This window comes from [Clostridium] clostridioforme AGR2157 (assembly GCF_000424325.1).
In the GTDB taxonomy this organism is placed as follows: Bacteria; Bacillota; Clostridia; order Lachnospirales; family Lachnospiraceae; genus Enterocloster; species Enterocloster clostridioformis_A.
This window is the reverse complement of the sequence record NZ_AUJR01000017.1, coordinates 68791-90208: the sequence shown is the minus strand read 5'-3', so window position 1 is coordinate 90208 and position 21418 is coordinate 68791. Positions and strand designations below refer to the sequence as shown.

Annotated in this window: 25 protein-coding genes and 6 pseudogenes; 13 read left to right on the top strand and 18 right to left on the bottom strand. The window is 42.8% G+C overall.

Annotated features, from left to right (window positions below):
• A pseudogene (locus G614_RS34355) lies at window positions 1-306 on the top strand (IS630 family transposase); the annotation flags it as partial.
• Here the strand turns inward: G614_RS34355 and G614_RS0110005 are convergent.
• The 10 genes from G614_RS0110005 to G614_RS32155 form a co-directional block, all read right to left on the bottom strand.
• Window positions 303-518 (bottom strand): hypothetical protein, encoded by a 216-nt coding sequence (locus G614_RS0110005; protein ID WP_027641821.1) that lies wholly within the window; start codon window positions 516-518, stop codon window positions 303-305. The pseudogene G614_RS34355 and the gene G614_RS0110005 overlap by 4 nt on opposite strands.
• Window positions 519-738: 220 nt before the next feature.
• Window positions 739-2382, bottom strand: a complete 1644-nt coding sequence (locus G614_RS0110000) for a recombinase family protein (protein ID WP_002587180.1) — start codon at window positions 2380-2382, stop codon at window positions 739-741.
• 21 nt (window positions 2383-2403) lie between these two features.
• Window positions 2404-3306, bottom strand: a complete 903-nt coding sequence (locus G614_RS0109995) for a recombinase family protein (RefSeq protein WP_002587179.1) — start codon at window positions 3304-3306, stop codon at window positions 2404-2406.
• A gap of 1 nt (window position 3307) precedes the next feature.
• The gene (locus tag G614_RS0109990) at window positions 3308-4906 is read right to left on the bottom strand and encodes a recombinase family protein (RefSeq protein WP_002587178.1); all 1599 of its coding nucleotides are present in this window, start codon (window positions 4904-4906) and stop codon (window positions 3308-3310) included.
• Between the two features lie 78 nt (window positions 4907-4984).
• Window positions 4985-5146: an SHOCT domain-containing protein gene (locus G614_RS31925; protein WP_002587177.1), complete on the bottom strand. Its 162-nt coding sequence runs from the start codon at window positions 5144-5146 to the stop codon at window positions 4985-4987.
• Window positions 5147-5162: 16 nt separating this feature from the next.
• A complete protein-coding gene (locus G614_RS0109980; RefSeq protein ID WP_002587176.1) occupies window positions 5163-5555 on the bottom strand; it encodes a recombinase family protein in 393 nt (130 codons plus the stop codon).
• Between the two features lie 17 nt (window positions 5556-5572).
• On the bottom strand, window positions 5573-5950 hold the full coding sequence (locus G614_RS0109975; RefSeq protein WP_002587175.1) for a type II toxin-antitoxin system PemK/MazF family toxin: 378 nt from the start codon (window positions 5948-5950) through the stop codon (window positions 5573-5575).
• Window positions 5951-5964: 14 nt separating this feature from the next.
• Window positions 5965-6360 (bottom strand): hypothetical protein, encoded by a 396-nt coding sequence (locus G614_RS0109970; protein WP_003524949.1) that lies wholly within the window; start codon window positions 6358-6360, stop codon window positions 5965-5967.
• 599 nt (window positions 6361-6959) lie between these two features.
• The gene (locus G614_RS0109965; RefSeq protein ID WP_002587173.1) at window positions 6960-7412 is read right to left on the bottom strand and encodes an RNA polymerase sigma factor; all 453 of its coding nucleotides are present in this window, start codon (window positions 7410-7412) and stop codon (window positions 6960-6962) included.
• Between the two features lie 230 nt (window positions 7413-7642).
• Entirely contained in the window at window positions 7643-8011 is a 369-nt protein-coding gene (locus G614_RS32155) for a hypothetical protein (RefSeq protein WP_139196794.1), read from the bottom strand.
• A gap of 68 nt (window positions 8012-8079) precedes the next feature.
• On the opposite strand from G614_RS32155, the gene G614_RS0109955 reads away from it, so the two are divergent.
• The gene (locus G614_RS0109955; protein WP_242827724.1) at window positions 8080-8745 is read left to right on the top strand and encodes a sigma-70 family RNA polymerase sigma factor; all 666 of its coding nucleotides are present in this window, start codon (window positions 8080-8082) and stop codon (window positions 8743-8745) included.
• A 27-nt stretch (window positions 8746-8772) separates the two neighbouring features.
• Here G614_RS0109955 and G614_RS0109950 read toward each other — a convergent pair whose 3' ends face one another.
• A complete protein-coding gene (locus tag G614_RS0109950; RefSeq protein ID WP_002587171.1) occupies window positions 8773-9009 on the bottom strand; it encodes a BhlA/UviB family holin-like peptide in 237 nt (78 codons plus the stop codon).
• 202 nt (window positions 9010-9211) lie between these two features.
• On the opposite strand from G614_RS0109950, the gene G614_RS0109945 reads away from it, so the two are divergent.
• The 7 genes and pseudogenes from G614_RS0109945 to G614_RS32665 all read left to right on the top strand — a co-directional run bounded on the left by G614_RS0109945 (window position 9212) and on the right by G614_RS32665 (window position 11410).
• Entirely contained in the window at window positions 9212-9562 is a 351-nt protein-coding gene (locus G614_RS0109945; RefSeq protein ID WP_242827484.1) for a helix-turn-helix domain-containing protein, read from the top strand.
• A 5-nt stretch (window positions 9563-9567) separates the two neighbouring features.
• Window positions 9568-9816 (top strand): annotated as a pseudogene (locus G614_RS34350) (RNA polymerase sigma factor); the annotation flags it as partial.
• 126 nt (window positions 9817-9942) lie between these two features.
• Window positions 9943-10086, top strand: a pseudogene (locus tag G614_RS34345) (ABC transporter permease); the annotation flags it as partial.
• Window positions 10082-10153, top strand: a pseudogene (locus G614_RS32670) (glycine/sarcosine/betaine reductase component B subunit); the annotation flags it as partial. The pseudogenes G614_RS34345 and G614_RS32670, both read left to right, overlap by 5 nt.
• Window positions 10151-10378, top strand: coding sequence for an RNA polymerase sigma factor (locus G614_RS27220; RefSeq protein WP_049948057.1), 228 nt, complete (start codon window positions 10151-10153; stop codon window positions 10376-10378). The pseudogene G614_RS32670 and the gene G614_RS27220, both read left to right, overlap by 3 nt.
• Entirely contained in the window at window positions 10371-11057 is a 687-nt protein-coding gene (locus G614_RS0109935; RefSeq protein WP_002587168.1) for a DUF4367 domain-containing protein, read from the top strand. Before G614_RS27220 ends, G614_RS0109935 begins: the two co-directional genes overlap by 8 nt.
• Window positions 11058-11122: 65 nt before the next feature.
• Window positions 11123-11410, top strand: coding sequence for a hypothetical protein (locus G614_RS32665; RefSeq protein WP_242828052.1), 288 nt, complete (start codon window positions 11123-11125; stop codon window positions 11408-11410).
• Between the two features lie 885 nt (window positions 11411-12295).
• On the opposite strand, the gene G614_RS0109925 is transcribed toward G614_RS32665, so the two are convergent.
• Complete coding sequence (locus G614_RS0109925) at window positions 12296-12796, bottom strand: N-acetylmuramoyl-L-alanine amidase family protein (RefSeq protein WP_002587166.1); 501 nt, start codon at window positions 12794-12796, stop codon at window positions 12296-12298.
• Window positions 12797-12927: 131 nt separating this feature from the next.
• Here G614_RS0109925 and G614_RS0109920 point away from each other — a divergent pair, with 131 nt between their 5' ends.
• From G614_RS0109920 to G614_RS32655, 3 genes are all read left to right on the top strand, one after another.
• On the top strand, window positions 12928-13500 hold the full coding sequence (locus G614_RS0109920) for a hypothetical protein (RefSeq protein WP_002587165.1): 573 nt from the start codon (window positions 12928-12930) through the stop codon (window positions 13498-13500).
• A 371-nt stretch (window positions 13501-13871) separates the two neighbouring features.
• The gene (locus G614_RS32660; protein WP_002587164.1) at window positions 13872-14423 is read left to right on the top strand and encodes a hypothetical protein; all 552 of its coding nucleotides are present in this window, start codon (window positions 13872-13874) and stop codon (window positions 14421-14423) included.
• Window positions 14420-15418 carry a Mu transposase domain-containing protein gene (locus tag G614_RS32655; protein WP_002587163.1) on the top strand — a complete coding sequence of 333 codons (999 nt, stop codon included), beginning with the start codon at window positions 14420-14422 and terminating at the stop codon, window positions 15416-15418. Before G614_RS32660 ends, G614_RS32655 begins: the two co-directional genes overlap by 4 nt.
• A 121-nt stretch (window positions 15419-15539) precedes the next feature.
• On the opposite strand, the gene mobP3 is transcribed toward G614_RS32655, so the two are convergent.
• The 6 genes and pseudogenes from mobP3 to G614_RS0109880 form a co-directional block, all read right to left on the bottom strand.
• Complete coding sequence (gene mobP3 / locus G614_RS0109905; RefSeq protein WP_027641820.1) at window positions 15540-17108, bottom strand: MobP3 family relaxase; 1569 nt, start codon at window positions 17106-17108, stop codon at window positions 15540-15542.
• 193 nt (window positions 17109-17301) lie between these two features.
• Window positions 17302-18150, bottom strand: coding sequence for an IS3 family transposase (locus tag G614_RS0109900; protein ID WP_330364487.1), 849 nt, complete (start codon window positions 18148-18150; stop codon window positions 17302-17304).
• The gene (locus G614_RS33660) at window positions 18140-18424 is read right to left on the bottom strand and encodes a transposase (protein ID WP_002587160.1); all 285 of its coding nucleotides are present in this window, start codon (window positions 18422-18424) and stop codon (window positions 18140-18142) included. Before G614_RS33660 ends, G614_RS0109900 begins: the two co-directional genes overlap by 11 nt.
• Window positions 18425-18504: 80 nt before the next feature.
• Window positions 18505-18717 (bottom strand): annotated as a pseudogene (locus G614_RS0109890) (hypothetical protein); the annotation flags it as partial.
• A 165-nt stretch (window positions 18718-18882) separates the two neighbouring features.
• Window positions 18883-19131, bottom strand: a pseudogene (locus G614_RS29865) (IS66 family transposase); the annotation flags it as partial.
• On the bottom strand, window positions 19097-19927 hold the full coding sequence (locus tag G614_RS0109880; protein ID WP_002587158.1) for a hypothetical protein: 831 nt from the start codon (window positions 19925-19927) through the stop codon (window positions 19097-19099). The gene G614_RS0109880 and the pseudogene G614_RS29865, both read right to left, overlap by 35 nt.
• Window positions 19928-20231: 304 nt before the next feature.
• Here G614_RS0109880 and G614_RS0109875 point away from each other — a divergent pair, with 304 nt between their 5' ends.
• Window positions 20232-21152: a glycoside hydrolase family protein gene (locus tag G614_RS0109875; RefSeq protein WP_002587157.1), complete on the top strand. Its 921-nt coding sequence runs from the start codon at window positions 20232-20234 to the stop codon at window positions 21150-21152.
• The last annotated feature ends 266 nt before the right edge of the window (window positions 21153-21418 follow it).

Here is a 21418-nt window from a genome sequence, read left to right as displayed (position 1 = left end):
TCCTGGCTGAATATGGTGGAAGGCTTTTTCAGCAAAATGACCCGCCAGATGTTGTCCGGGATTCGTGTAGGCTCGAAAGAGGAACTAAAGGAACGGATTTTGAAATACTTTGAAGAAATCAATGAGGTTCCCGTCCCCTACAAATGGAAATACCGCTTGGACACGATTGATCTTTCGGAAGAGGATGTGGGCACAATCGTCTATGAAGTTGTAAATGCGAAAGCAGCAAGTCCTGAAAACCAAGGGAAACGTGCGCCCAAAGCACGGACACGTAAGCCAAGAAATCAGATTACTACCAATGCTTAAATTGTAAGCTTATTTAAATCGAGTTGTACTAGATAACTTACCATATTATTGAAGTACATTTTTAACTGTCTACTAGTAGGAATACAATTTTTCTTTCGTACTGGCATCCCACAACTGAATCCTACTCCAAAAACAGGAACCAATCTATTAGTTTTAAAAGCTTGCACAAAGAAAGTCTTTGTTTCTTCTGAAGCAACTAACATCTTTTCCACAATTGTAACTCCCCTAATTAGTTTCTATATTTTCACTATTCTGACATATTTATATACTATCATACGATTAAACCTTTTTCTACCAAAAGCATCTTAGAATCCCCATTTCCCCCCTGCCAACAATAAAACCCTCAGCCCACCGTCTGAGGATTTTATTCTTAGCAGCGTTCCATATACCACCCCGGCAGGAGCGCTCCCTTCGGATTGGCTCCCGCCTTCCTTAATCTTCAAAATCTATCCGTTGTATCATCACAATGCCGGACTGAAACTGTATCTCTATCTTGCTTTCATTAATAACCCTGACTGCCCGCAGCAGACGTCTTACCAGATCATCGTCAAATTCTTTTTTCAGGTAATTGGTCTTTCTCATATAGCTTTCCATATCCTGCATTCTCTGGTCATAGGACTCCGCCAGCTGCCTCTCCCGGACAACCTTGGTCTTTTTCTTCTTCAGTTCTTTGATCTCATCTGCTATGATACGATATTCCTTATCAAACACTTCATCCGCAGACTCGGCTTTCGCACTGTCTTCGATGAGCTTCATCATCTTTTTCTGAAGCTCCTCTATCTGGCTGTCGTATTCCGTGGGTTCTGCAGCCGCAGAGTAGCTCCCTATAATCCGTATGACGTTCTCCCGGAATGCCTGCACGAATTCGCCCTGATCTTCCACTACGCTGTTAACTGCTGTCATAATCGCTTCATGCAGGATTTCTTCCTTTAATGTAGGGGAATGCTTACATCTCTTGGAGCCATGCTTCAAGCGGTTGTCACACCGCCACACAGCCCGCTTTGCTCCATATTTTGACCATACCTGCCTCCGGTATGGCTGTCCGCATTCTGCACAGACCATGATATCCGACAGCACATATTTTGAGCTGTATTTTCCTTTTATTTCAATATTCTTTTTCTTGGTATCCGCTCGGTAAATACTGGCTCTCCTCGCCTTTTCCTCCTGCACCCGGTGAAACAGCTCTTTGGGTATAATCGGCTCATGGTCATCCTCCACATAATACTGCGGCACAATTCCTTTATTCATAACCTTCTTCTTTGTAAGAAAATCCACCGTATAGGTCTTCTGGAGCAGGGCATCTCCCATATACTTTTCATTGACCAGCATCTTGTCTATCACAGTTGCCTGCCATACGGTATTCCCGGTTGCAGTACGAATACCATCCGCCTCCAGGATCTGTTTAATCCGATAGCTGCTGTTCCCTTCTAAGAAGAGCCGGAAAATCCGCCGCACCACCTCTGCCTCTTCCGGAACAATAATCAGGTTCCCATCCTTATCCTTTGTGTATCCCATGAATTTGCTGTGGTTGACGATGACCTTTCCGTCCTCAAACCTCCTGACAATTCCCCAGCGGCAGTTTTCGCTGATATTTCGGCTTTCTTCCTGCGCCTGGCTGCTCAGGATGGTAATCAGCAGCTCGCCGCTTCCCTCCAGCGTATTGATTCCCTCTTTTTCAAAATAGACTGCAATGTTCTTCTCCTTGAGCTTTCTGATATGTGTCAGAGAATCCACCGTATTTCTTGCAAACCGGCTGATGGACTTTGTAATGACTATGTCAATTTTCCCTGCCATGCAGTCATCTATCATCGCCTGAAAATCTGCACGTTTTCTGGTGGAGGTTGCACTCTTTCCATCGTCTGCATAGATACCTGCCAGCTTCCAGTTTGGATTGCTCTTGATTTTTTCCGTATAATAGCCGACCTGCGCTTCATAGCTGCTTTCCTGCTGTTCCATTAGCGTGCTGACACGACAGTAAGCCGCTACCCGAAGGGCTTTCATCTGGGGGCGTACCGTCCGGTCATAGGCAGGCATTGCCGGTATCACGGAGATATTTTTCTTTACCACAGTTGCCATGTATGTAGTTCCTCCTTCCCATCAATCAATTTTAACCTCGACAGCTACTCCATTCAGCAGTTCAATCTGCAGGATGTTGTCTTTCCCTACGATTATTTTTTGAATTGTCTGCCGGAAAAGCTCCGGGTCAAATTGTACCTGCGGCACTCTGCCCGTAAGCGCAGCTTTCAGCTTCTCTGTCCGGAAACCGCTGTCATCAATGGCAGCTTCCTGATACTGCGCCCTTGCCCGTTCAAACACCAGCTGTCTGATTGCATCTGCCGAATACTGCCCGTTCTCCAGACATTCCTGTATCTGCCCCGTCAGTTTCCGGCTTTGGGCGCTTTCCAGTTCCGTCTTCAGAACAGTTACTCCCTGATCCAGCAAATCTGGATTTTCTATAAAATAATTGACTGCCGCAAGGATGGCATCCTCTATCTGTTCCTCCGTCAAAAAAATGTTCCGGCAGTACACCCTGTTCCCTTTGATATAGCGTTTGCATTTCCATCGGATGGTTTCTCCCGGCTGGTTGCAGTGCTCCACATACTTTCGGTAAGGCTGCCCACAGATTCCGCATACAATCCGGTCTCCAAACAGACTTTTGTTTGCATAACTGTTGAGCTGCGCTCTCCGCCCCAGACTCTCTGCCCGTTCCCTGCGCCGCTCCTGTACCTGTTCAAAAGTCTCTGCATCCATCAGGGCAGGGTAGAAATCATCTCCTTTGTATCTCTGGTTTTCCAGAATCTTCCCTACGGAACAATGGCTCCATGATGGTCTGCGGTTGGTATTTAGAACACCCTGTTCTGTAAGTTTTTTTGCAATCCGGTATGTAGCGGTTCCATTCAGATAATCTTCAAAAATTCCTTTCACAATCTCTGCGGCTTCCGGAATAATCTCTGCTTTCCCATTTACAATCCGATAACCCATTGGCGTATGATTCTGCATTCTACTCCACCGCCTTTCCACAGGTTTCTTCCAGCTCCAGTCCATTTTTCAACCGGAACCCAAGGCGCTGTGCCGGATAGACCGTTACCTGCTGGATGATTATCAGGAACAGTTCCTCATCAAACTCCTCTATGATGACAGGCCGGTTCCGGAAGACTGTCAGCAGGTATTCTGTCTGTGCAATCTCCTGTTCAAATACCTTCTGTTCTTTGAGCAGTTGCTGCCTGTGGCAGGCTTTTTCCAGTTCCATATCCATCTGGTTCCGCTGCTCTATAAAAACAGCAGAGCCGATATTGCCGTCCGCAAGGACTTTTCGCAACATATGGCTCTGCTTTTTTAATTCCTGTATTCTTTTTTCCAGATCTTCCAGTTCCCTCTCCTGCGCCGGATCTCCCGGAACTGCTTTTAATACCGACAGCAGGGGAAGCAGGATTGCTTCATAATTACTGGCAAGCCGGTTCCACAGCTGGACAAATGCCTGCTTGATTCCATCCTCCCGCACAGCCTTCTGTCTGCACTTTGAGATATCTTCGATATGCTGATGACAGCTCCACCGTATCTTTTCATAGGGCTTTCCGATATAAATCTTCTGCCTGCGGAACGTGGAACCGCATTCTCCACAGATAATCCGGCTGCTGAATACATACCGGTTCTGATAAATGGTCCGGTCTTCAGCACACTGTCTCTGCCTGCGGTATTCATAAAGCTGCCGCACCGCTTCTGCTTCTTCTCTGGTGATGATTGCCTCATGATTATCCTTAATCAAATACTGCGGCAGCTGTCCACAGTTACGCCCTTTTATAAATGGAACCCCTTCGGTTGTATAGGTCTTTTGCTGAAGCAGGTCACCCTCATAAACGGGATTCTGCAAAATTCCCTTGACTACACTGTCCTGCCAGCCTTTTGAATACCGTATGGTCGGCAGTCCCTCCTGCCTAAGTTCCCTGGCGATTGCATAGGAACCCTTTCCTCCAAGGTAGCTATCAAAAATCCTACGAACAACCGCTGCTTCTTCCTGCTCTATTACCAGCTCTCCATTCTCATCATTGACATATCCATATGCCGGCGAACTGATGGTATAGGTTCCATTCTGGAAGCGGCGGACAATTGCCCATCTGTTATTGGTAGAAATACTCTCCGATTCCCCCTGCGCAATGGAACTTAAGATCGTCAGAAGCTGTTCGCTTTTTTCTGACAGGGTATTGACCCGTTCCTTTTCAAAATATACGCCGATGCCAAGCTCTTTTAGCTGGCGGATAGCTCTGATGCTGTCTACGGTGTTTCTGGCAAACCGGGTTACAGACTTTGTAAGAATCAGGTCGATTTTCCCCAGCCTGCAATCCTGTAGCATGCGGTGGAATTCATCCCGTCTGGTCAGTTTTGTACCGCTCCGGGCTTCATCTGCATAAATGCCCGCATATACCCAGCCGTCTTTATCCTGAATCATCCGGCTGTAATACTGTACCTGGGCTTCAAAGGAATCCTTCTGCTCTGCAGTTCCTGTGCTGACACGGCAGTAAGCGCACACCCGCAGAACCGGTGCTGTTTCTTGTGTGTATTTCTGGCTGACAGGCTCAATTTTTGTAATTTTCTTTGCCATAGGCTTCTCCTTTCTGAGAACCAGGTTCTCCTGTTAGCACCACACAATACCACACCTTTTGGAACATATCCAGTGTTTTTACACATATACTCTGGAAAGTTCCGGGGAAAAAGTTTCACGGTTTAAGGCATCAATTTTTTCATATTCCTCCGGCTGCAGAAAACCGCTTTCCAGCATCAGATTAAGCAGTTTCACAGCCAGTTTATACTGTATCTCCCTTGTTTCCTTTTTTGTCCCCATACGCATCCTCCTGTTATTACGGTGAGAGATCCTTACCTCCCATGCACATCCCAATAAACCGCTGCAAAGAAAAACTCAGCTTTCCCTCCATCGGAGAATATACATCAATCCCACTCTGACGGAGTTTCTCCAAATACTCCATAATCCGGCAGGTATCCCTGCCTATACGGGAAATATTCTGGACAACCAATACATCAATATTTCCTTCCTGTACTGCTTTTGCAGCCCGCTTCCATCCGGGACGCTCAAAATCTGCCCCGGAACCGAAATCCTCCGAACACCCGGCCACAACAAATCCCATCTGTTCGGCATAATCCATCAGCAGTTTCCTCTGGTTTTTCAACGCTCCGTGAGTATCCTCCGGCGCATCAATCCGGCAGTAAACCCATGCTCTTTTTTCCTGCTTCAATCTCCTGACCTCCTGACTCATAATCTGATACACATCTGCTGCGAAAATGCTTCCTGCTCCATGCCGAAGCTGACCGCCAGTGCCTGATTCACAAACTGTAATTGTGATGGGTTCAGCCGTCCTATGTACTCCCTCAAGCGGGACCGGTCTATGGTCCGCACCTGCTCCAACAGCACCATGGAATCCTGCCGAAGTCCGCAAACAGCAGACAGTGATACATGGGTTGGAAGGTGGGGTTTGGAGCGGCTTCTGGTAATCGCTGCTACAATAACGGTAGGGCTGTGGCGGTTGCCGATATTGTTCTGAATAATCAGAACCGGACGCACTCCCCCCTGTTCCGAACCAACTACCGGAGTCAGATCCGCATAGTAGACATCACCTTTCCTGATCTGCATGAAACGCACCTCCTTCACCCCATAGAAAGTTCCATCATGGTAATCATCTGGTCTTCTTCACGAAAGTATTCCTCTGACATCTCCCTGTCCACAGCAAGGATTTCTCCCGGTTCTTGCTCCCCCATCTGAATCGGTGCCAGACGCCCGATCAACTCCCGGCACAACTTCTGGTCCGGACAGGTATCCAGAAATCCTCCCACGGTATCCACAATCAGACGGTCCATCACGTCCGTTATCACCATCTTCCCGGCATCTGTAAAATGACTTCCTATAAAATTTGCCAGATTCTCCGGCGTGGTAGAAATCAGATACTCTTTCCGCATCTCCTCACCCCTTGGATACAAATAGGCATATCCCATCATCTCCGTATCCATGATTCGTTCCACCATATCATATGCTTCCTGTTTCATCCTTATCTGCTCCTCCTTTGTTCCCTTTTTTTCATGCTACAAGGACAGCGGCAGCCACCGGAATAACTCCCCAATGTCTGCCGCTGTAGTTTCTAACATGAAACTATAAAACTTGTTCTTCGTTTTCTCTTGTTCCTATTCGACACTACTTCCCGGAACCAGGACTGCCATACAGGCAGTCCTATGGGCAGAAAACACAGACCGGCTCTGGTCAGGAACCGTCATGGGTATCTCACCCCTCCGGGGATCTCCCAGAGCCGCCCTCATTGCGTGATCCCGATTTTTCGGGGCTGTGACTGGACGGAAGTATCATTATCTGCTGTTCAGGTCTTGGCGGGACGGCTTACCATAGGCCGCTTTCGGACGAATATTTCTCGCTCATCACCTTCGATGCTATCGCTTTTTACAAGTACTCTGACTACTTGCAGGTGGTCCTGGCGTATCCTCCATGCCGCTTTTTCCTTTCGGACAGAACAGCTAACGTATCTGCGCTTCTGGATATGACAGCCTTCCGGCAGTGTTTTTCAAAGAACAGAGGAGAGGATTTTTTGTCCTCTCAATTACTTCCACGTTGAAAAAACACTTTGCACACCCTGAAATCAAATCTTTTCTAAAATTTTTCTGAGTTTCGCTAAAATCCTGATTTTCTGCTTATGAACAGCATTGTGGTAAACTCCCAGTTCTTCTGCCACTTCCCGTTCTGTCCGTTCCTCAAAGTAGAGCTGAATTATCAGATAGCGCTCATCATCAGAAAGAACATTCAGCGCCTTATGTAACTGCTCAATTTCCAGTCGCCGGATGATCCACTCATCCAGGCTCAAAGTTTCCTCACGAAACTGCACTGACTGCTCTACCAAGCGTTCGAAGGAATCCTCCCGGCTTGGGATAATGGTCACAGTCTGATTTTCCTGATCGATAATCGTCTGCTCTGACTTTAGGTCATATTCCTGATACTGCATTTTTCTTTCTGTGGTTCTCAGCACAGCGATGACTTCCTCGCTGGCTTCCGGATACATTTTTCTAAAATCCGGTATACGGTATGGCTTTGCCATAGCTTGTCCTCCTTCGTTTTGAATTGCGAAAACGAAGGGGAATTGGCGGTCCACGGCAATGTACTGGTACCAGATTCATTACAAAAAAAGTGCAAAAAAAAGCGCTGAGAAATAAATCATTTTCCTCAGCGCTATGGTATTCTCTTTTTAAATTATGAAATCTAGTCAATTTTGTGATTAATCAGGTATTTTGCAGCATCTTACTGCCTGACTGTTTCCATATGTAGACTTTACGTTTTATGGAAATATTCTTTTAGCTGGGAACGGTTAATAAAATTGACCATTTTCTTTAATGCCCGGCTTTGGATGCGTTTTAACGTCCGTTCAGATCTCCCACAACCCGGTCCGTTTTCTTCGGAGAAAAGCGTCATGGTTTCCGTCCATGTGTGATGATAAACCAAATGTGTTTCTATTACGAATCTCTCATTCCGGCTTAAAATATTTAATGTTTCTCCGATGATCCTGAGTTGAACATTACCACTGTATGGAAGTGTTTCAGGATTACTTTTTGATATTTTTGAACATTCTTCCAGAAGAGAATCCTGTATTTGCGCTGCATGAAGCTGGCGCAGTAATTTTTTCAGCTGTATTTCTGTCATTTTCCTCAATATGTTCCTTTCCCTTTTTTATGATAAACACCTGTTCCCGCCATTTTTCTACAAGTGGCATGAAAGTGGCCCTGTTTTGTCACTTACAAAACCCTAAAAAGAACGCTATAGTAAAAGAAAGAGAAAATTTCAAATTTCAGTTTCTGATTTCCACTTTTATTCCTTTTTACATCAAAAAAGGAGTAAAAATGGAAAACACCATATCTGCTCTTATCAAAGGGTATTTAGACACTGGAAATGAGGAATGTTTTGAAGAATTGCTGAAGCGTTTTTCTCCATTGATAAAAGCATATGCAAGAAAACTGTATTATCTGGAGTATGAGGACAGCTTACAGGAATTAAGCCTTGCTTTGTATGAGGCTGTCAGAAAGATACCATCAGCAGATGATGAATATGGCTGCATTTCTTACATAAACAGATCGGTTGTCAACAGGTTTACGAAGCTTTACCATAACAGCGTAGAGATTCAGAACATACAGGCACATTCTGTCTCCCTGGACGCTTCCGACAACCGTGATTGCCAACACGATTATGAGACAGATAACTGCATTTCTCTCGTTGATCTGGAAAGTGCCTTGAAAAGCAAATTGCCAATAGAGCGGAAGATTTTATATCTGCTTATGCTGGGCTATAGCGACAAGGAAATTGCCGCAAAACTCGGATACACAAGACAGTACGTGAACCGTCTCAAAAAGCGCATCTGGAATATGGATTCTCCCAGATGAACCGCCAAAAGGCGGCTCCCTGGGAAATTATTCCTTGGCCTGCGAAGCGCATTGGGTACATAAGGTATCCAGCTTGCTGTTTATCTCATTGACAACAGAAAATTTTTCTGTCAACTCCAACAGCAGCTCACGATACTCTTTCTCTCTTGCGTCCTGCAGCTCATCCAGTTTGTCATTTTTCTTGATTGTATAGAGCAGTAGGAAAACAAACAGGACGGCCCATACACCTTGTGACTGTATCAACTGGGTTAGAATTTCTTCCATTTGGAACCACCTCCTTCCTTCCAAGATATATAGTAATAAGAAAATTGTCCAAATTATGGAAACCCAAATGTAAAAATTTTTCGTTAATTACAACAAACAGTATTATTTATATAATCGTTGGTTATTTCAACATAAAATGTAATTTCTGTATACTTTAAGGGCATAACTAAAAGTATTATATCTTTAACCAAGCAGGAGTTACATGATGGATAAGAAAGCATTTGGGAAACAATTACAACGATACCGAGAACGCGCCGGATACAGCCAGGAGGCACTGGCGGAACAGATCGAGTGCAGCACCATCTTCATTTCCTATATTGAACGTGGCGAAAAATCTCCCAGCCTGGACACGCTGGTCAAACTGGCAAATGCCCTTGATATCTCTGTAGATATTCTTTTGGGAAAAGAGTTGAAAAACTACACCTCAGAAAAGTTAAAGTACATTGAAAACCAACTAAAAAACCTTCCGTCTTTAGAACAGCAGAAGATATTGGATATCATGGATTCTGTAGTCGCTGTCGAACTAAGCTATCATAACGAAAAGGGGCGGTAGAAAAAATGTTGATTCTAGTCTTTGACACGCCGGAAGACAGGGATAAATTCGTCATTTTGTACGAAACATACGGAAAAACAATTTATTATACATTGAGCCGTTATAACCTTGATGAACACACAAAAGAGGATTTATCCCATGATATTTACATAATCCTTGCTGAACATCTGGATAGTATCGATATAAATGACCATAAGAAAACAAGAAACTACATTATTACGATTACCCGCAATTACTGTTCAAATTATCTTCGCAGCAAAAGCAGGCATCCGGAAGACTTTCTGGATGAAATTCCAGAACCACAGACAAATTCAAATGGGACCAGGTGGGAGGAGGACAGTGTTCCCCTTCGGCCGAAAAGCCACTCCCCTGACGCAAAATTGTTTGGCGGCCTCTACATCCTTTACCTGTATATACCGGGTCTGGACAGGGGAGCACAGGAGATATTCAAGGCCCTTCCCTATGTGGTCACCATTGTGGTCCTGGTTATAACCAGCCTGAGAAAGAGGAGGGAATACAGGTGAGTCCGTTAGGATTACACCGGTTAAGGACGTGATTGAGCCAAGAGTTAAGGTCAGCGGCGGAGAGATGATACTGGATTATCTCATCACCAAAGAGCAGATTCATCAATTAGCTGAAGAAGTCCATAAACTGGACGATATTTACAAATCCGTATTGGAGCTGAAATATATCAATGGCTTTTCAAATGATGAAATCGCATCATTTTTAAAAATCAAGAAAAAAACTGTAGAAATGCGGCTTTATCGCGCAAATCTAATTCTACGTGAGAGATTAAAGGAGCAGGGACATGTATAATGAATTTGAAGATGAAATTTGGGAGTCCTTTTTAAAGGCTGCCGTTATTGAAAATAGCCTGAATGAGACAAAAGACTATCCTTCTGAAAAAGAAATAAACAGTATCATTCTTCCTGAGCATTATGATTGGAGAATGCGCAAAATCATAAAACACTATCGTTATCGCAAAAATGTAGAGGTGCCTTTACGATACGGGAAGAAAATCGCCTCTATCGTCCTCTTAATCATGGGAATCAGTTTTACTGCTTTACTGTCATCTGAAGAAGTGCGTGCTGCTTGCCAGAACGTCATTATACATATATATGAGAAGTATATACAGTTCGATTTTGCTTCAACTGATTCAGACACCATTGGAAACTTAGAATGTACTTATCTTCCAGATGGTTATTATCTGCTTGAATCGACAAAAAATGAATATAGGCTCCAAGTAATATACAAAAATGATTCCGAAGATATCATTGAATTGTTAGTTTACTTCCAGAATTCTACAACCTATATTGATAATGAGCACTACATCGTAAGCGACATTCATATAAATGGCATACAGGGAAAATTTTTCGAGTCTACGGATACTAATTTTAAAAACTGTATTGCATGGCATACAGAACAAGGAGATTTCCGTCTGTCAGCTTCATTGGAAAAAGGCATCATGATAAAAATTGCAGAAAACATAAAATAACCTGTAGAAAAAAATGCAGCTATGGTGTTCATAATTATGAGAACAATTAGAAAGGAGATTTCACTATGAAATCAAAAACATTTTTAGCTACAGGATTAACTGCTATGACCCTGCTATCAGCATTTCCTACAATGACGGTATTTGCTGAAAGCCCCTCCGATTCTGCATTTATCCCATCTGTGAATATGGAAAATGTAAGTCCCCGATATCGCTATATCCAAAGTGCCACCATTAGTGTGCATCCAAACAAATCGGAAACCATATATATTTTGGATATAAGAGGGCATCCGCAGTCAATTCCATATCCGGCACAGCAACCTTGTACAAAGAAGACGCCTCCGGAAATTATGTAAAGATTGATTCAGAAAAACTTAGTTTTCAAGGAGGTACTGTTGATTACACGGGACATTTAGCATCCAGCGGCTCTGGGAACTACAAAATCGAGTTTGTCGGAACCATATACACCAGCAGCGGGAACGAATCTGTCACTTTCCGAAACTTCGGTTCTTATTAATTGAACGGCAGAACGATCATTACAGTCCTTGAGATTCACTTGTGTATTTCTTCCACCAGACTTTAAGCTTTTAAGCCATCGCTCCAAACATTCCCAGCCAATCACTTCTGTAGATTGACTGGGAATATGAAAACAACTTCCATTTCATATCCACAATCATTCCAACTATGACCTGTCTAACAATACGTATCAGAATTCCGTTGAAATCACTTTAAACATGTGGTATGATAACCATTAGTATTATATATACAACCATATTGGGTAGCATTTGTCACTTTTTTGTCACTAGACGATTAAGCGTTGCTGTCCTATAGTTTAAAATAATCTTTTTTATGGAGGTATGTAAATCAATTATGAAAAAGAATATTGCACAGGCAACAGCTACCATGCTCACCGTATGTTTCCTGGCAGTCGGACGCTCTTAGATTGTACCTTCAAATGGTGCACCAGCAAATGACCAGCCACAATCTTTTGCGAAGATGAATAAACATCATTATGAATTCGAATGAAGCTAAGATAAGGGAAACTCAGACACATGAGCAGTTGATATCCTACATAAAGTGGATGGTGATGAGCCATTACGCTTTGTTGGATTTGGCGACATACTTGAATTTGCTATAAATAAATGATTATGCTCTAACTTCAAGAAGAGCTGTTACACCCTGATCCTTATATCTTTTGGTGCAACAGCCCCTCTAATTACCGCCTTTTTATTGACCAGATTTTAGAAAGCGTTGATTCCATTTGCAATGGCCTGACCGATTTCATTCATATGGCCGATAATCCAGTTAACATCGCTGGCGTTGTCATGAAAAGCGACTTCAACAATAACAGCCGGAGCCGAGGTCTGCTTCAGTTCAGCATAATCAGTTGAGCCTTTTACGCCTCTGGATTTCGGGCAGCCAGAAACATCTTCGATTTCTGCTAAGATGTTCTGTGCCAGCCGCTTACCATTATTGGAAGTAGAATAGTACCATACTTCAGGACCGGTACCGCCTCCTGCATTGGAGTGAAGTGCAACATGGCAATCAACTCCTGTGTTGTTGGATGCCTGGATTCGCTGGCTTAACGTCAAGCTGTTATCCCCACCATATACGGTATGCCCCATATTTCTAAGAGCGGCTACCACAATATTGGACAACTGCTGCATTCTGGCGGCTTCGGTTCCATAACTGCCTACGCCTACGTTTTCTGTCTGACTGGATGGTGAAATGTAAACTCTCATAATGTGTTTACTCCTTTCTAAAAATAAATGTTTGTTGTGTTTTATAACCGGTTATGCCTATTAATAAGAGATATTGGGGAGAATTAGAAACTCAATTATGAAAAAATTTTATAGAAAAAGGAGAACGAAAAATGAACATTCAATCACTTAACAAATCAAACCTTCTGAATCATGGCAAACGCAGCATATTAATGATATTAATTGCGATACTATGTATTCCTACACTTGTCGCTTGTACACCCACTCAATCTGCTTCACCTGAAAACGAAATGACTACGCCTATAGATAATACAGATATATCTATAATAGAGCTGGATGAAACAGGATCAAGCGCAGATACCGATGTGGCAAGTAATGAAACAGAAGAATCAAATTCCTTATCAAAAGATGCACAAGAGCTCGAAAATATGGCAACTCATTTTCTTTTAGCATATTTTAATGGAGATATTGATACTTTAAAAGATTATTTAATTTCCCCATATGAATGGGATATAGATGCATATTCTGACCCTGAAAATGCTCCTGATTTATCTTCTGTTGTATTTAAGGGGATTTCTGATATAACAGAAAAGAATATAGACGATGTTTGTGTGGTTTATGCTCAATATAAAGATAACAGTTCAAGCGACAGGTTTCAGAATCTTACAATGGAATTTATTAAAAAGGATGATGGCTGGAAAATACAGTTTTATGGTTTAGAATGATTAAAGTTTCAACAAAACAATCTGAAGAGAGATGATATGAACTCGAAGGTAAACGATCTGCGTATGTCAAGAACAGGCGGATTCCCGCCTGTCCTGAACGGTTCTAGATTTCCTTAGATCGGCAGCCGGCCCTCATACATGAGACTCAGTTCCCCATATACCTGGCCCCAGTTCCGGATTGGCATCGTCCACTTCTTTGTTGCTGATTATTTCGGGCTCCGAGCCCACTCGATACGCATTTGAGCCCCACCCATTCGCGGTATAGCCCTACCTTGCTTTATTTATAATAACAATTCACGCAATAGCACCACTTTCGTTAGAATAGTTTCAGAGGCTTTATGTCTCAAATCTAACGGAAGGAGGCCAATGCTATGGCCAAAAAAATTAATGTGAAGCTCATCTTAGAGCTTCGGGATGCACATATGTCCCGCAACGGGATTGCGTCCACTCGTCACATGTCAAGGCACTCTGTCAGCGATGTCTTTCATATCGCAGATGAGAAAGGCATTACCTATAGGGATGTCCGATTCCTTGACGAAAATGAAGTCTATCGTATGTTTTATCCGGACAAACATGCTGTAGACGACCTGTATAAGGATCCTGATTATGAATACATTCATCAGGAACTCAGAAAGACAGGTGTTACTCTTAAACTTCTATGGCAGGAGTATAAGGACAAATGTCTGGAAGATGATTCAATCCCTATGGGATACACAAAATTTTGCGAAGGTTATGGTAATCATGTAACCGTTAACAAACTTACAAATCATCTCGAAAATAAGCCTGGTGTAAAGACTGAAGTTGACTGGTCTGGCCCAACAACGAGCTATGTTGATACCTCAACCGGTGAAGTTGTTACAGTATATCTGTTGCCACCATGCCTTACAGCCAGTATTCTTACGTTGAGCCTACTTGCGACATGAAGATGGATACCTTCATCCGTTGTCATGTAAGAATGTATGAATACTTTGAAGGGGTCACCACAAGGCTTGTTTGTGATAATTTAAAAACAGGTGTTGTCACTCATCCGAGAGAAGGCGAAATCATCCTTACAGCGGATTATGAAGCTCTGGGTCAGCATTATATGACCGCCATAATGCCTGCACAGGTTAAAAAGCCAAAACAAAAAGCATCTGTTGAGGGTACTGTCGGTAAAGTGGCTACAGCCATCATTGCTAAACTTAGGAACGATGTATTTTACAGCTTTGAGGATCTCAAGGCTGCTGTAGCAAAAAAACTCTATGAATTTAATCACGAAAACTTTCAGAAGCGTGAAGGTTCACGATATGACGCTTTCCTTGATGAAAAGGAATACTTACATGCGTTACCGGAGATTCCTTATGAAATCGCCACCTGGGTTTATGGCAGAGCTGTTAATCTCGACTTTCATGTGGTATTCGAAAAGAACAGATACTCTTGCCCTTATCAGTATGCTCGTAAAACTGTTGATCTCAGGGTTACTGATACGACAGTAGAAATCTATTATAAAGACAATCGAATTGCGACGCACAACCGCTTTGCTGCCGGAAGGAAAAATCAGTATTCTACCCATCCGGAGGATATGCCGGAACAGTTCAAGGTTACACCCTGGGATGATGAGCGTATTAAGAACTGGGCAGCTGCCATTGGTCCTTATACTGCCAAGACCATTAACCGTATCTTTGATGGTGTATCCATAAAAGAACAGGGCTATAATCCTTCACTGGCTGTGCTGCGCCTGAGCAAAACGTATTCGGAGGCCCGCCTGGAAACGGCCTGCGAGTTTGCTATTACCAAAGGAATTAAGAAGCCCCGTTACCACCATCTTAAATCTATACTGGCTGCGAATCAAGATAAGATGTATCTTGATTCCAAGCAGTCTGATGGACCGGACGATGATTCCATGGGATATCTCCGTGGAAGTGACTACTATGATTGATGGAGGTAATAGCTAATGCTTAACGATGAAACAAAACGTAAACTCAGAGAGTTAAATATAGGCGAAATCATTGACGCCATTGAATTTCAAAATCAGGATCCTGTAACGGTTACCCTTCCATTCAATCTGCTGAACTCATATACAGAGAAAACGCCCGCGTATCATTTTTCTCCACCCCCTGTCCCCGGCGATAAAGCCCGGCCAGAGAATACTGGGCATACTTATGATCCATTGCAGCCGCCTGGGAAAACCAGTGTGCCGCCTTTTCATAGTTTTGTTCTGTACCCAAACCAGAAGCATACATTTTCCCAATACGATATTGCAGATAGGGTTTCTGCCTCTCCTTTACAAACTTTTCTCTTACCTGAAATGCATCCAATGCTTTCTCATACCATTTCTGTGCCAGAATCATATCCGCATCCCGTCCTAAGCCGTCCACAAACATCCGGTCAAGGTCCTGCATGGCAAACCCGTTCCCCTGCCCTGCTTCCTGAAGGAACCTCTGATATGCCTTTTCAAAATCCTGTGGCGCAGAATCACTGCCATACAGATAGTTCCTTGCCTGCTTATATCCATCTGTCCACCAGCTGGAACCAGATGTTCCTTTTCTGCCATTATAAAAAGGCTCTCTCTTGAGTTCCTCCTCCATATAGTCCGAATCCAATTCCCCTGTCAGCTCTGCCATCGGCTCTGGTTCCTGTATAAGAAAATCATCCTCTGGTTCTGAGTATCTATCTTCATTCTCTTCAAACAAAAAATGATGACTGCCAAGCTTTAATGCTTCTGCAATCACCATATTTTTGATGTTTTTCAATTTAGGCTGTTTTGATAAAGGCGGTAATTCTTCCGGCTGCTTCCGGTAAGTTCTCACGATCTCGTCTTGCCATAGCCCCCATTCCCGGTATAGGGCAGACACCCGGTCATCTTTCTCCAGCTCATCCACGATGTGATCAACCAGATCCTTTACATCCCTCTTCAAATAACCGTAAACTTTTTTTCCGCCTGTATTCTGCAGTCGTTTAGAAAGCTGCAGCATACTGATTTCAATTTCCGAACTCTGGAACGTCCCCGCCCGTATTTCATCTATCCATATTTTTATCACCGCTTCAGATCGTTCCTTTAAATCTGTACGGGACTGAGTCTGCTTCTCATAAATATTTGCAAAATCCTGGCGGAAAATATCATGTGCCAGCTCAGAACGCATGGCCTCAATTGACTGCTTTGTCAGATATCCTTCTCTATCTTTTGCTGAGTACACCAGAAGATGAACATGAGGATGATGGCTCTCATTGTGAAATGCAGCATACCATTTCAGATTAGCGCTGTCAATTTTCATATGCTTATACAGCATTGCCCGTTTAGAACGCAACAATGCCATCCACTGAACAGCACTGTCGTACCCTAACCGGTCAGCATCCTCACGCCGAAGGGAAATCACATGTGTCCACACAATTCCCTTGTGCTCCGCCACCTGTTTCTGCACCTGTCCGAGAACCACCGGTTCCCCCTCATCTGTAAACAGGCCATGCTCTCCTATCTTTTCTACGCGGGGAAGGTATGCAAGATAGTCCACATAATTTTTTCGCTTCGCTGCCAGATCAAGATTCTGTTCTAATGCACAAGAGATAAATTCTGAAGCATTTTCTATTGTCGGTTTTCTTTGATAATCTATGGTGACCCGTTTTGTCAAGACAGTTTTTTAATAAATTTATCGTTAGGTGGCAAACGTACGTTCCTGTAAAATATTGGAACATACTATCCCTTGCTTCCCTTAATGATAATGGACTTGGGGATAATCAATGTGTCAAGGACCTGCCGCGAAGCGGTGCTTGCATCCTTGATACATTGATTATACTCAAGTAATATTCTGACAGGGAAGGAAGTTATTCCCTGTCAAAATACACTCCAGCAGGTGTTTTGTAGCCTAAACTCTGATGTGGGCGCTTGTTGTTGTAAAAATCCATATATTTACGGATTCCCAACCGTGCTTCCCTGGGATAGCTATAGTCTTTCAGATAGATATCTTCATATTTCAGACTACGCCAAAAACGTTCGATAAAGATATTGTCATATGCCCGTCCCCTATGGTCCATGCTAATCAGAACTCCTGCTTCTAAAAATAAATTAATATATTTGGGACTGGTAAAATGGCTCCCCTGATCGCTGTTCATGATACTGGGCCTGGCGTCCCTCAGAGCGTATTTACAGGCTTCCAATACGAATGGAATTTCCAGGGTGTCATTCATTGTCCATGAAAGCACATATCTTGAATACCAGTCAATAATAGCTGTCAGATAAAGCCAGCTTTTCCGTATTGGAATATAAGTGATATCAATGCTCCAGACATGGTTGGGATAACTGGCCTGCACATCCTTTAAGAGATAAGGATAGATTTTATTAGCCGGGTTGGGCTTACTGGTATTCTGTCTGGGATAAACAGCCTGTATGCCCATCTCCTGCATGCGGGATAGCACGGTCTTTTTATCTGCATGAAAGCCATAGCAGCTTTCTAACCATGCGGTAATTCGGCGATATCCAAATTCAGGGTGCTTCGTATAAGTAATATCAATCAGCCGGTTTAACTGCAAATCCCATTCTGAAGAAGGAAGTGGTTTATAATATAATGACGAACGGTTTAAAGATAACATCTGCGCCTGAACTGACACAGGAAATACCGGATCATTCCAGTCAACCATAAGGATACGCTGTTTACGATGAAAATTAGATTCCAGATTTTTTTTTCATCCACTCATACTGAGCGGTCAATTTTCCAATCTGTTTATAAAGTTCTTCAATTTGAGCCTCATAATCTTTGGCCTGCTTACGTATTTTAGCATTTTCGTTTTCAAAGAGTATATGGAAATTATTGGTAGCATCTGTTTTCCAACGTGTGAGCATGTTGGGATGAACATTGTTTTCAGAAGCAATTTCATTCAACAAACGTTCACCACGCAAAACTTCCATAACAAGCTTTGCCTTGAATTCAGGCGAATAAGTTTTTCGCATATAGTCACTCTCCTTTATGATTAGTATGTGTGACCTAACGATAAACTATTTAAAATTTTGTCTAAATTCTACGGACCATTATAATCTTCATACTCCAGCATTTCTTTTGCCACAGGAAAATCCTGCAGCAGCTGATGCACCAACCTCTTTTGGCTAACCGTTGCCGGGAGATGCTTTTTACTCGTATCAATTTTCTCTACACCTTTCCGCGTTCCAATATAATGGACATAATTTTCCTTCTGAGATGGCTGCGCATCTTTTAAATATCGGGAAGTAAAAATAAGTTTTGGCATGTTACTCCTTTAGAAAGTAAAAGGAACCTATGGCTTATCACACCATGGCTCCTCTTACTTTTTATCATATCGTCTTTCGTTGCATATTTTGTAACCGCCAAATAATGATGCGGTCAGATATAAAATTACCCCAGCCCTTTGCGGGTTGGAGTAATTCACTATAATTCACATGCGATTTTTGATAGATTGGAGTTTTTCACTCCAGGGTGCAAGCTCTACGAGCTGAGCATCGGTCATGTCTTTCGTTGGCCGATGCTCCAGCAGAAATTTCAGATATCCGTAAATGTTCAAGCCGTGCGCCTTTGCCATCTCAACCATTGTATAGACTACAGCACTGGCATTGGCTCCTTCTACAGAATCACTGAACAGCCAGTTTTTCCTACCGACTGCAAACGGACGGATCGCGTTCTCGGCAGCTTGCGAATGAAGTATCCATTGATGATTTACTCCTATCAGACGTTGCAATATCAAACTTAATGGTTTTTCCATATCCTACAAAATATAATGGCTCATTGCTGCCAATCTTACGCAGAAACGCAACTGACCCCTGAGCACTTTTTCCCTTTTCGACAGTTAAATTATAAATACTATCGCTGAGATGCTTTGTGAACTGTTCTGCATTGCTATCCCCATTAGAAAGTGCGAAGTACATCTTTGCCGAATCTAAAGAAGCATAATCTTCCATGATATAAAGATTGTCTGGCGTTCCGCTATCATAGGTAACATTCAGAGTTACTACAACATACTCCATGCCATTCTCCGCCTTCGGAATTTCTGCATTACCTGAGATAAGTGTTTTATATGCCGATTCTCCTTCCTGAACATTCGTAACATTAAATGATACCTGTACCGGGACATCAGTACCGTCAACCATCTGAAAACCGTCTATGGTTTTGATACTTCCATATAAAATAGTATCATCCCTAGTCACTGGTGCTGTTTCTATTGCGATGCTTTCTCTCTTTTGCTCTGCCCCCTCCGTTTCTGATTCAACAACTGCTTCTTGCTCGATTCCTTCCTCCCCTCCGGTAGAAATTGTGTCACTTTCATTTGTGATAGATATTTCACCTTCGTCTACTGTGCTTTCCATAGATTGTTCACTGCCGCCTGTTTTGAAATTATCGTTTTTACTTTGGGTACAACCAACTTCAATGATGCTTGCCACTGCAATTATTACAATTACCAAAAGTTTATTTACTTTTTTTATCATAGCGTCCTCCTCGTCTTTGCCTGAATTTGTGTCATTAAAAATTATTATACTCTGTATCACTCCTTTTCTCTAGTGACAAAACAGAGACATTTATATGTTATATATATATTACCAACAGTAATAATATCACATAACAATTGCTTTATCAATCTCTGAATCTTATATTTCTTACACTGGTCTATTTGGTATGTGTATACAGTACAATAAACTTTGCTGATTTCATGAAATCAGTTTACAAATCCTTCATTTAATCCTTATTACCAGATGTACATGTACAAAATAAAATTTGAATGGAGGAACAGATATGGCATTTACAACTTCACAGGCAGGAATTGATTTAATTACCTCTTTTGAGGGGTGCGAATTAACTGCGTACCAGGACACAGGAGGCGTATGGACAATTGGTTATGGACATACCGCCGGAGTTTATCCGGGTATGGTCATTACTCAGGCACAGGCGGTAGAATTTCTCAGACAGGATGTCAAAGGTGCAGAAAACACTGTAAACAGCAAGGTAACCTACAGCATTACGCAAAATATGTTTGATGCGCTTGTTTCACTCACTTTTAATATCGGACCTACGGCATTTAGCAACAGCACATTGCTGAGATTGTTGAATCAGGGAGATATTAATGGTGCCGCCGATCAGTTTGATGTATGGATTTATGATAATCATGTAATCCAGCCGGGTTTGGTAAGAAGGCGCGCTGCGGAAAAAGCAATGTTTTTGAATGGCACTCCCGCCCCGTCTAATGAAATCCCTGTCAGCGCCCAGTTGACCGTCCAGGGTACGAATGTAAATGTAAGAACCAGTCCGAATACCAGTGCTACTATCGTGAGAAAACTCAACACAGGTGCAAGCGTTCAGGCCACTGGCCGCATTTTGATTAATGGCGATCCCTGGTTCCATATCGCCGATGGCTGGATCAGCGGCGATTATGTACAGGGCTGGGTAAAGGACTACAATGATAACAACAGATGGTGGTATGTGGAAAAGGGATATGCTTTCCCCATTAGCGTTTGGAAAACAATTGCTGAAAAAGACTATTGCTTTGGCATGGATGGTTATCTGTTTGTTGAATGCTACATTAAATCTGCAGTTAACAACACCTACTATTGGGTAGATGATGACGGTGTATACCTGAATCAGTATGATACCGCCACACCTGACCGCAGCTATCGGGTTGTAGAGAATTACAAAACGGAAAATGCTTATCAGGGTTAAAGGTATATAGGATAGCAGGAATAGGAACCTGAATGATTTATAAAGAATTGCCGTCAGTTCAAAAGAGCTGGCGGTAATTTTATGTATGTAGCTATGGACAAAACGCTTTTTTCTACGATGAAAGACTTCTGGCTTCGGTTATCCGTAAACGCACCATAGTGCGTACCTGCAATAACACAAGCCACGAAGCGGCTGTGTTAAAAATTATTGTTTCGGTTTTCTGATATTTTCCAGAAGCCTGGTAAAGAAGAAGTGAAATAAGACTG